A 10333-nucleotide genomic window follows, 5' to 3' on the forward strand; every position below is an offset into this window, starting at 1 on the left:
CTATGCATTAAAGCTCTTTTGCTGACCAATCAGGTTTGAATCCCAAACAAACGTGACGTTTGGACTACTGAAGAATTGGACAAAGTCTCCTGCATTATAGGTGCCTGAACCTCCGGCAGAGCGATCGACACTTTTTGGTGAAATGGCAAACACATCACCGAATTGTGCAGCACCGTTTCCAATCACACGCTCAATATGAATAGGCCCAACAATCGCTGGCATCTTTCCACCACCTTTACTCTCCTCATCATATGCCCAGCACAAAAATCCGTGTATATCCAACATATCATCAGCTGCTTTTCTATGCATTAAATGATTGAGGCTGGTTAAACAGTGAAAAGTCCCATAGCATGGTGGCATTTGGATTACTTGTGAGGGACATATAATCACCTGAATTAAAGGCTCCTGCACCGCCGCTAGAGTGATTGACGGCCAAAGGAGCGATGGCCAGAACATCACCGAAAGTAGCGGCACCGTTCCCGTCTAATATCTCAATATGAATGGGTCCAACAATCGCAGGCATCTTGCTTTCCTCCCTATCTGCTTATGTGAGCCATCTTATGCAAAAAGGGAAAAGTTGTGCGTCTGCCCTAAACGTTTAAATGCTGTTCTTTTCGAGAACGTTGACGAAGCTGAATCAATCTCACAATATTTAGTGTAATGGCTTTGAGCAACGCATAAACAGGGACAGCAAAGATCATGCCAAGTATTCCGCCAAAGCTCCCTGCGCCAATTAATAGCAGGATAATAGTCAATGGATGTGTGTTGAGACGCTTCCCAATGATTAATGGAGAAATCACGTTTCCATCAATTTGCTGGACGACAAGAATCACAATCACTGTCACAACCGCTTTTCCAGGCGAATCAAGAAAGGCAATGAGCACAGCCGGCGCTGCGCCAAGATAAGGCCCAAGATACGGAATGACGTTTGTAATAGCAATGATAATGCCAAGAATGAGCGCATATTTCACACCAATTAATAAATATCCGATAAAGCAAGCGACTCCAACAAATAAACATACAACAATTTGCCCCTGTATGTAAGCAGCAAGCGTGTCGTTTAATTCTTTGAAGATCTTCAGTCCTTCCTTGCGGTAAGGCATTGGCAAGAACTGAACAAGCTTGTCCGGAAACTTATGCCCGTCTTTTAGCATATAAAATAAAATAAATGGAACCGTGATCACTACAAGTGCAATATTCGTAATCACGCCAAACACAGCAGACATACTTGATGCAATATTTTCTGGTAAATCTTTTAATGTCGAAACGATCGTCTGTTCAAATTTGGAGACAGACACATAATCTTGGTTCATCATCCAATTAAATGTTTTAGAATGCGAGAAGTCGTTAATAAACTTTTGCATGTCCGTCACATAACCAGGGAAGCTTTTGACCAGTCCACCCACCTGCATGACAATGACAGGTCCAGCAACATTGACAATGAAGGTGATGAGTCCGATGAATAGAAGATAAATGATCAGAATGGCGAGTGTCCTAGGAATCTTCTTGGACAGGATTCGCACAATTGGATTAAAGATAAAAAAGAGAATCCCTGCCAGCAAGATGGGGACAAACAGTGTTGACGCAAATAAAATAATCGGCCGAAACAAAAACGAAACCTTTGTTGATACATACACAATGAGTAAAACAAGTAGTATTTGGAATGTCCAAAAATGGACTTTAGATTTTAACAAATATGCTCCTCCTATTACGTATTGTTCTTATTAAAAACTACTATTCCCCCCACCTTCTGTCAACTGCTTATCGTTTTAGAACCATATTTTTTGAAAAATAAAGAACAATTGGTATATCAAGCACTTTTTCCAGATATACATTCTGTAAGCATGAAAAAAGCAGATACTAATGCATCTGCTTTTTACACTCTTTCACTGTGATCAGGCATCACCGACACGATTTGCTGGATTCTCACATAAAACACTGATTTTGCCCCCGCTTCAATCACAATATGATCCGGCATGACTTCCTTCAATTTTCCACGTACTGTATCTTTCACTGTTTGAACAATCAACCTCATACCGACCACTTTCTGCAATGTTTGATAAACATATGGATCAACTAATGAAACAAGCTGTGGACTTCCTTGTTGTGCCATCCTATCTGCCCCTTTACTTGTGTATTTACCCACAGCGTATGCAATGACCCATGTGAATGTCAATCGGCAAACCTAAAACATTAGTACTACATTTTTACAAATTGTATGTTTTTACTTTTTTTAGAAGTATAATAGATTGGTGCTGCCAACAACTTAAATTATTTGAAGAGGTGAATGATCTTGAAAAAATTAATCTGTATCGTTACTGTTATGCTCTTTCTATCCTCTGCAAGTTATGCGTATGCAGGCACAATTGGAGATGAACCTGGAACACCAGGCAAGTGGTTTAAAGGGGAAGAGCCGGTTCAAAAAGACGAGGCAAAACCCCCACTTGTTTTTGTTCATGGCATTAACGGCTCCTCCTCCACATGGTTTGATCGAAACGATATGGCAAAACAGGCTGTTCTGAATGGATACGAAAGCGCATTCATAGATTTGTATCCAGATCAGGACATGAAAAAGAATGGTAAACTATTAGCCGAAAAGCTAAAAGAGATTTATGATATTTTCGGAAGAAAACTCATTATAATCGGTTATAGTAAAGGCGGGGTGGATACACAATCTGCACTTGTCTATTACAACGCCCATCCATATGTAGATAAAGTCATCACACTCGGGTCTCCTCATTACGGAACGCCGTTAGCCGATTTAGCGTATAGCAAAGTCGGTAGTTGGCTTGCGCAAATTCTTGGACAAAAAAGCCACGCGCTCTATTCTTTACAAACGGGTCCCATGGCCGCTTTTCGAAGTGAAACCGACCGGCTAGAGACGTTCCCAAATAAATATGTCACCTATTCTGGTTCAGAATGGGGAACTTTTGGCAGTGTATTGTATTTAGGCGGCATGTACTTAAAGAGCTTTGGTGCAAACGACGGCGCCGTCACGGTCAGCAGCACAAGGTTATCGTATGCAAACAATATCTTAACGGGAAAATGGGATCACTTTTCGATCAAAAACGGCACAATCATGTTCCCAGTGTTCAAAAACCATCTACTAGCAAACATCGCAAATACTGAAAATGAAGATGACCCGAAACAACATGATCCAGCCTCTACTGAGCTGAATACAGACGTTTATGTAAAAGGCGGGGAAAATGAAAAGGATAAAACAGAGGAGTTCTATGTAGAGGAAGGAACGAATGGCTTATCGATTCAGTGGTTAAATACAAGGCAAGAAGCAAAGCTGGAAATTGTCTCCCCAACTGGAGATGTCTTAACAAAACTTAAGACAACGGAAGCATCATTCCCATATGAAGGCGCATATTCACACCATGTGCAAATCAATAAACCCGTTCCTGGAAAATGGACGATTCGATCAAATTCAGGAAAAAAGGCTCCTTATTTACTGCTTGTTTCCTATGATTCACCATTAAATGAAGAAATTAAAGTGGCAGCAGCGAAATCAGGAGATGCATCAACACATTCTAGCAGTCTGATCAAACAATTAAGCAAAAAAGTAGAAACCATTTACTTTAAAGATGCAAAAAAAGATCATCCACTGAAAACGACGAGTTCTTCATCAGATGTTCAATTGAACAAAGAAGGTGCTTATTCGGTCACGGTGCATTACACAGGACTCACTGCGTCAGGAACATCTGCGTTTAACCGAACCGTTATTCGCACATTGTATGTGGATCAGCATGGAACGATTCATGGAGACATTCCCTACTAAACAGAGCGTTTCATCGGCTGAAGTGCCTGCTGCACTTTCTGATCCAATTCAGCAATTTTTTTCATTGCCAATGATTCATCTATTTGTCTGTAGTGATGGTGTCCGCCAGGCTCTTCATCCATTTCATCTGCTTTCTTCACAATTTGCTGGAGTGTGTTCTTATGCAGGTCGCCCTCTGGCAAATAAGAATCTGTGTGAAGCAGAATCGCAAGCGCAATATCTTTGGCTGCTTTTGGTTCCTCACTGAGTCGTATGAGCAGCTTGTGTGCCCGCTCTGCACCTTTAATCGCATGAATATCATTTCGTCTATATGTCTCGTAATCCCATTCTCCACCTGCTGTATACCATTCATAGTGACCAATGTCATGCAAGAGTGCTGCTTTCACAGCAAGGTCTGGGTTAATTCCTGCTTGCATCGCCAGTTTGAATGCATGATAAGCACAAGCAATTGCATGGGCTTTTCCTGAACGATTTAAATATTTTTGAGCGACTGGATGGGTATAAACATCCATTAATGTAACCTTTCTCATGGAAACCCCTCCTTATCTATATTTTAAGCATCCTAACATATTCTGAAAAGAAACTCAAATGTTCTGTCATACTTCATATGAGTTGCAAAATTAGCTTATGCCACGTAAGCTGTCTTTGCTTGTACAATACGAAAAAAGCAGTCATTATAACTGCTTTAGATTGTTGACAAAAGGGCTAAAATGAGCTTTATTTTAGCCCCTTGTCTTCTTTTCAGCGTGATTGAAAACCTTTGAAGTCTAGGAAGGACGAGTACTGGAGCGGAGCACCAGCTGGATCATCTGCTAAAAGATCGAGCCAATTACCAGCCACTGCATCTGGACTCTTCAGCGTGCCTGTTTCATATAATTTCTGAAAACATTCAATTTGTTCGAAATCCTGTTTTGATGACTTTCTAATCTCTTCCTGCATATCTGTATCAATCGTGCCGGGTGAAAAGGAAAAAGTCGTGTTCGGGTGTGCCTCGTCTTGCTGTTCCTCATGTAAAGTCCTCATAAACATATCAAGCCCTGCCTTTGTGCTAAAGTATCACTCCATCCTTTGTATGGATTTTTGGCCGCTCTAGAAGAAAGATGAACGATCGTTTTCTTCCCTTTGAATGATTGAGTCTGTTCGGCAAATACATGACTCAGAAAAACCGGAATAACAAGGTTTAACATATAATGCTGATGAAGTGTATCCTGTCCGCATCCATTAGCTCTTCCCTTTTCACCGCTAACTTTGCCAGCAAGGCTGTCATCTTATTTTTATAGTCTTTCAAGTATTGAGCTTCAAACTCTTTAATCAGCTCTTCTTGAGACGCTTTCACAAGGTGAGTTAATCCAGTTGATTGCACGGGAATTGCATCTTCTCTCTATTTCTGAACAGATTGAATGGCACCATCAGTTGTTTTTCGCTCTTAATCTAGTATTTAACAGTTTTTCGGTCATATATTCTTAATAAGTGCACGCACGCTAATTTATTTTTTACTACGTTATGATTGTACTATTAGTATTCATTCATAACCAATGTGCTCAGATCTAAAGTTTTCTGTTTTTTAAAGTTTATGACATTTTGTTATTGATTTACGAGCCTGATTCTCTTCATAATGTAAGTACGTGAAATATTCGAAAAAGCAGGGGTTTTTTATGACAAAAAAGATAGATCCGTTTAAGTATAGTCTTGATCGTTTAGAGGATGTGGCAGATCAAATTAGTGATGTGCTCAATTGCCCTATTACTATAGAAGATACTCATCATCGATTAATAGCATATAGTACACACAATGATTTCACTGATCCCGCTAGAACTTCTACCATTATCTCCCGCCGTGTACCGGAAAAAGTCATTAATCGCCTTTGGAAGGACGGCATTATTCCTACACTCCTTAAAACAGGGGAACCGCTTCGTGTACCCCAAATTGCCGAAGTGGGTCTTTCTAGCAGAGTCTCCATTTCGATCTGGAAGGACAAAGAGGTGCTTGGATTTATCTGGGCTATTGAATCAACGCAGCCTTTTTCAGAAGAAGACATGGACCTTCTCAAGATGGCCGCACATGCCGTTAAAAACAAATTGCTCAATTTACAAATTCGAAAAACGAAAACAGAAGAACGCAATCAGGAGCTTTTTTGGAAGATGCTCACAGGTCATATTCACGAAAAGGGTGAGATGCTTGACCTATTTTTGAGACTTGGCATGAGATGCCCGGATACGTATGCCATTATCATCTTTCGTCTTCGCGACGAACTCACAGAGGAGACGGAAAAAAAGCTTTCCTATCTGCTTGAAACAACGCAGCAAGTGCAGGTGCTATTAACGACTGTTGATTTTCACGAATTGATTATTCTTGTCGCACCTAAAACGGAGCACCCGCTTCAGGATATTAAACAATTCACAAGCGGCATGCTTCAGCAACTGTCTGACCGCTATCATATCCATCACGTTCAGGCGGCCATTGGCGGAATTTATGATCATATCACTCATATTCAGCCCTCCTATAAAGAAGCACTTGCTGTATTAAAAACAAAAGAACGCTTCCCTGTTGAAACGGAACGGTTAAACAGTTTTTCTGAACTTGGCATTTATCAATATTTAGATGTGCTTGCTGAAAAACGAAAGAGCTCGTCTTATTCCAGTTACTCGTTATCAAAGCTGGAGGATTACGACCTAAGGCATCATTCTAACCTAGTCGAGACCCTTGAACGGTTTATTGATTGTGACAGCAATGCCAATGTTGCCGCAAAGCAGTTAAACATTCATATCAACACCTTGAATTACAGACTGAAGCGGATTACAGACATTGCAGAAATAGATTTAAAAAACATGAATGAGAAAATGACCATTTATCTTGATATGAAGCTAAAAAACGTCTATTTGTGAAATTTCACAAAGAGGCGTTTTTTTATTTTTTGTTTCAACCGAAGAATTTTCTAAACTTTCAGGATACACTATACATACAATATCAATAGACAAACATAGGAGGAAATAAATATGATCATCGGCATTCCGAAGGAGATAAAGAACAATGAAAACCGAGTGGCATTAACACCAGGAGCAGCTTCTCAATTGCTTTCTGCTGGACACCAGATTTTAATTGAAACAAACGCTGGTTCTGGAAGCGGATTCACTGATGACGATTATGTATCTGTTGGTGCAGAGATTCTTGATCAGGCAAAAGATGTGTGGTCATCTTCTGATATGATTATGAAGGTTAAAGAACCATTATCTGAAGAGTATCCGTATTTCAGAGAAGGTCTCATCTTATTTACGTACCTGCATCTCGCAGCAGAGCCCTCCTTGGCTGAAGCATTAAAACAAAAAGGCGTCACAGCCATTGCTTATGAAACGGTAACAGACGGGAAATCCCTTCCCCTGTTAACACCTATGTCAGAAGTGGCAGGCAGAATGGCCGCTCAAATCGGTGCACAATTTTTAGAAAAGACAAAAGGCGGAAAAGGCATTTTGCTCGCAGGCGTGCCAGGGGTATCAAGGGGAAAAGTGACCATTATAGGTGGCGGTGTTGTTGGAACAAATGCAGCGAAAATGGCTATCGGACTTGGCGCAGATGTAACTCTCATTGATTTAAATGCGGAACGATTGCGTCAACTTGACGATCAGTTTGGTCATCAAATGAAAACGTTAATGTCTAACCCCGTCAACATTGCAGATTCAGTCAGTGAGGCAGACCTTCTCATTTGCGCCGTTCTTATCCCAGGGGCAAAAGCACCAACCCTTGTGACAGAAGAAATGGTGAAACAAATGAAGCCTGGTTCCGTCATTGTCGATGTAGCCATTGATCAAGGTGGCATTGTGGAAACAGTTGACCATATCACAACACATGATCAGCCCACTTATAAAAAACACGGCATTTTACATTATGCCGTCGCCAATATGCCAGGTGCGGTTCCGAGAACATCAACTGTTGCTTTAACAAATGTCACCGTTCCTTACGCACTGCAAATTGCAAATAAAGGCGCTGCAAAAGCCATCAAAGAAAACAACGCCATCGCAGAAGGGGTCAATGTCATGAACGGACATATCACATATGAAGCCGTCGCTCGTGATCTAGGCTATGATTACGTGCCTGTAAGTAAAGCAATTGATACGTCTTTTATGACAGAAGCTTAATATGCCACCCGCCCTTTACATGGGCGGGTTTTATTGTTAACCAAAAAATAATAAAGGTTGACAAAAGTTTCTCTTCCCCTTAATCTATTTGTACAGTTAAGACAGGGGGAAACATCATGCAAAAGAAGACAAGAACTGCTGACTTTGTGCTAGTCGGAATGTTTGCCGCACTAATGGCTATAGGTGCAAATATCACATCGATCGTGCCGTTTTTACAGGTCGGCGGAATTCCACTCACGATGCAGCCGTTTTTTTGTGTCCTTGCTGGTCTTTTGCTTGGCAGACGGCTTGGCGCATTAGCCATGATTGTATATGCCTTAGTTGGGATTGCTGGAGCACCTGTATTCGCACAATTTTCAGCAGGGTTTGGTGTCATTTTAGGCAAAAGCGGCGGCTTTGTGTTATCGTACATTCCTGCTGCCTGGCTTGCCGGATTCATTCTAGAAAAAAGAAAACACCCTGGCTTTGGCCACTTTTTGCTTGCAGCCATTGCTGGAACGACCGTGATGTATGTGATCGGGACAACCTATATGTACATCGCGTTAAATGTTTGGCTGAATGCACCGATTTCTTATCAAACAACGTGGTTCTTCATGATCTGGTTTATGGTAAAAGATTATGCTTTCACCATTTTACTTGCAATGCTGGCACCTAAAATTTATCGCTCTGTTTCAAAAGCCACATCTTTTCGAAAAGAACAAACTGCTTCCTAAATATCAAAAAAGGCTAAAATGATCTATATTTTAGCCTTTTGTTTCTTTTCAGCGTAAAACATTTCATGTTACAGGATAATCGCCGCAAGCCAGCCGAACAGGACAAGCGGAACATTATAAAAGGCGAATGTCGGCACACATGTACCCCAAATGTGGTGATGCTGTCCATCCATATTCAGGCCAGATGTCGGTCCAAGGGTACTGTCACTTGCAGGTGAACCTGCATCACCTACAGCGGCAGCTGAACCAATGATTGCAATAGTTGCCAGTGGACTAAAGCCTAAGTGCATGCAAAGCGGAACAAAGATGGTTGTAATAATTGGAATAGTGGCAAACGATGATCCAATGCCCATTGTCACTAGCATACCAACCAATAGCATCAAAATCGCTGCTACACTTTGGCTGTTTCCGATGAGCTGAGAAGATGCTTTGACTAGTTCTTCAATATCCCCTGTTTTCGTTAATACGTTGGCAAATCCAGCGGCTACAAGCATCACAAAACCGATAAATGCCATCATATTCATCCCAGAGGTAACGAGCGCATCAGCTTCATCCCGTTTCATCATGCCTGTGACAAACAGGACAAGAAGTCCTGCCAGTGCGCCGAAGATCATTCCTTCTACTCCAAGGCTTTGAGATAAATAGAGTTGAACGATTAGTGATACAAGGATAGCAAGAACAGCAAAGAACAAGCTCTTTTTCGTATAAGCTGATTTTTCTACATCCGTTATATCACGATTCTCATATACTTTTGGCTTGCGATACACAAAAAGTGAAACAAGCAGCCCGAGGACCATGCCTCCTACAGGAATGAGCATCGCAAATGGAATATCTGCTAATTGAACTGTCAGTCCAGCCTCTTTCATGTTATCGCGAAGTATCCCCTGAAAGATTTGCCCAAAGCCGACTGGAAGTAAAATATATGGTGCAGTGAGTCCAAAAGTCATCACACATGCTAACAGTCTGCGGTCAATTTGAAGTTCATTAAAAACTTTTAATAACGGCGGGATTAAAACTGGAATAAAAGCAATATGAACAGGAACGACGTTTTGTGAAAAACACGATACGATCAAAATAACCAGAATGATGAGCACTTTTGATAATGTTTTTCTTCTTGAATCGCCATCTTTTCCTAGAAGCTTCACTGCTCCTTCAACCATGGCATCTGGAAGACCTGTTTTCGTCAGCGCAGCAGCAAATGCACCTAAGAGCGCATAACTAATCGCAACTGTCGCATTTCCGCCGAGTCCGTCAGTAAAGGCTTCAACCGTTCCTCCAAGACCTAATCCGCCTACAAGGCCACCCGCTAAAGCGCCAAGTGCTAGCGCAATGACTACATTGACCCGTAGCAGGCTTAATATCAACATTAAAACAACTGCTATCACAACTGCATTCATGATGAAACCTCCAAAATCCTTTAGTTTACTAATGTAGTAGATAATTAAAGTACTAACGTATGTTACCACAGAAAATTTTTCTCGTCAAATAGCGTATGTCCAATAAAAAAGCTCCGCCATCTGGGACTGACCCCCGTTTTTGAGACAGGGATCAAAACACCTTTATACAGCCAATTGCCGATAGTTTAGATGTATACACAGAACCTTGATCGCTATGTAACACGCAGTTCTTAGGCAGTGCTGGGAGCTGATCAAGTGTGTTTAAGATAAAGTCTGTGTCCTGCTTATCACCAATATTAAAAGCAA

General features: G+C 41.2%; 12 protein-coding genes and 1 pseudogene. 4 read left to right on the forward strand and 9 right to left on the reverse strand.

The features are described from left to right. The 4 genes from LC033_RS06590 to LC033_RS06605 all read right to left on the reverse strand — a co-directional run bounded on the left by LC033_RS06590 (position 1) and on the right by LC033_RS06605 (position 2113). Positions 1-222: a spore germination protein gene (locus tag LC033_RS06590; protein WP_226567444.1), complete on the reverse strand. Its 222-nt coding sequence runs from the start codon at positions 220-222 to the stop codon at positions 1-3. Between the two features lie 79 nt (positions 223-301). After that, complete coding sequence (locus LC033_RS06595) at positions 302-523, reverse strand: spore germination protein (RefSeq protein ID WP_226567445.1); 222 nt, start codon at positions 521-523, stop codon at positions 302-304. A gap of 67 nt (positions 524-590) precedes the next feature. Then, positions 591-1694, reverse strand: a complete 1104-nt coding sequence (locus LC033_RS06600) for an AI-2E family transporter (RefSeq protein ID WP_226567446.1) — start codon at positions 1692-1694, stop codon at positions 591-593. 182 nt (positions 1695-1876) lie between these two features. After that, a complete protein-coding gene (locus tag LC033_RS06605) occupies positions 1877-2113 on the reverse strand; it encodes a YuzF family protein (RefSeq protein ID WP_003213721.1) in 237 nt (78 codons plus the stop codon). 180 nt (positions 2114-2293) lie between these two features. On the opposite strand from LC033_RS06605, the gene LC033_RS06610 reads away from it, so the two are divergent. Further along, positions 2294-3784, forward strand: coding sequence for an esterase/lipase family protein (locus LC033_RS06610; protein ID WP_446680373.1), 1491 nt, complete (start codon positions 2294-2296; stop codon positions 3782-3784). Here the strand turns inward: LC033_RS06610 and LC033_RS06615 are convergent. From LC033_RS06615 to LC033_RS06625, 3 genes are all read right to left on the reverse strand, one after another. Next, on the reverse strand, positions 3781-4314 hold the full coding sequence (locus tag LC033_RS06615) for an HD domain-containing protein (protein WP_226567448.1): 534 nt from the start codon (positions 4312-4314) through the stop codon (positions 3781-3783). The genes LC033_RS06610 and LC033_RS06615 overlap by 4 nt on opposite strands. Positions 4315-4525: 211 nt before the next feature. After that, positions 4526-4813, reverse strand: coding sequence for a Rossmann-fold NAD(P)-binding domain-containing protein (locus tag LC033_RS06620; RefSeq protein ID WP_226567450.1), 288 nt, complete (start codon positions 4811-4813; stop codon positions 4526-4528). Positions 4814-4964: 151 nt separating this feature from the next. Further along, positions 4965-5147 (reverse strand): hypothetical protein, encoded by a 183-nt coding sequence (locus LC033_RS06625; RefSeq protein ID WP_226567452.1) that lies wholly within the window; start codon positions 5145-5147, stop codon positions 4965-4967. Positions 5148-5439: 292 nt separating this feature from the next. On the opposite strand from LC033_RS06625, the gene adeR reads away from it, so the two are divergent. The 3 genes from adeR (at position 5440) to LC033_RS06640 (ending at position 8630) form a co-directional block, all read left to right on the forward strand. After that, positions 5440-6669 carry a sporulation transcriptional activator AdeR gene (gene adeR / locus LC033_RS06630; protein ID WP_226567453.1) on the forward strand — a complete coding sequence of 410 codons (1230 nt, stop codon included), beginning with the start codon at positions 5440-5442 and terminating at the stop codon, positions 6667-6669. A gap of 111 nt (positions 6670-6780) precedes the next feature. Next, positions 6781-7917 (forward strand): alanine dehydrogenase, encoded by a 1137-nt coding sequence (gene ald, locus LC033_RS06635; RefSeq protein ID WP_226567455.1) that lies wholly within the window; start codon positions 6781-6783, stop codon positions 7915-7917. Between the two features lie 116 nt (positions 7918-8033). Further along, on the forward strand, positions 8034-8630 hold the full coding sequence (locus LC033_RS06640) for a biotin transporter BioY (RefSeq protein WP_226567456.1): 597 nt from the start codon (positions 8034-8036) through the stop codon (positions 8628-8630). 68 nt (positions 8631-8698) lie between these two features. Here the strand turns inward: LC033_RS06640 and LC033_RS06645 are convergent, their stop codons facing one another. After that, entirely contained in the window at positions 8699-10027 is a 1329-nt protein-coding gene (locus LC033_RS06645; RefSeq protein ID WP_226567458.1) for a Na+/H+ antiporter family protein, read from the reverse strand. Between the two features lie 187 nt (positions 10028-10214). Further along, positions 10215-10333: pseudogene (locus LC033_RS06650) on the reverse strand (IS3 family transposase); the annotation flags it as partial.

It is taken from the genome of Bacillus stratosphericus, assembly GCF_020524495.1.
In the GTDB taxonomy this organism is placed as follows: Bacteria; Bacillota; Bacilli; order Bacillales; family Bacillaceae; genus Bacillus; species Bacillus stratosphericus_B.

Excerpts from the sequence above, each read along its gene's own strand:
- LC033_RS06590 (WP_226567444.1), bottom strand. The coding sequence starts at position 222 with ATGCCAGCGATTGTTGGGCCTATTCATATTGAGCGTGTGATTGGAAAC.
- LC033_RS06595 (WP_226567445.1), bottom strand. The coding sequence starts at position 523 with ATGCCTGCGATTGTTGGACCCATTCATATTGAGATATTAGACGGGAAC.
- LC033_RS06605 (WP_003213721.1), bottom strand. The coding sequence starts at position 2,113 with ATGGCACAACAAGGAAGTCCACAGCTTGTTTCATTAGTTGATCCATAT.
- LC033_RS06615 (WP_226567448.1), bottom strand. The coding sequence starts at position 4,314 with ATGAGAAAGGTTACATTAATGGATGTTTATACCCATCCAGTCGCTCAA.
- LC033_RS06620 (WP_226567450.1), bottom strand. The coding sequence starts at position 4,813 with ATGTTTATGAGGACTTTACATGAGGAACAGCAAGACGAGGCACACCCG.
- adeR (WP_226567453.1), top strand. The coding sequence starts at position 5,440 with ATGACAAAAAAGATAGATCCGTTTAAGTATAGTCTTGATCGTTTAGAG.
- ald (WP_226567455.1), top strand. The coding sequence starts at position 6,781 with ATGATCATCGGCATTCCGAAGGAGATAAAGAACAATGAAAACCGAGTG.
- LC033_RS06640 (WP_226567456.1), top strand. The coding sequence starts at position 8,034 with ATGCAAAAGAAGACAAGAACTGCTGACTTTGTGCTAGTCGGAATGTTT.
- LC033_RS06645 (WP_226567458.1), bottom strand. The coding sequence starts at position 10,027 with ATGAATGCAGTTGTGATAGCAGTTGTTTTAATGTTGATATTAAGCCTG.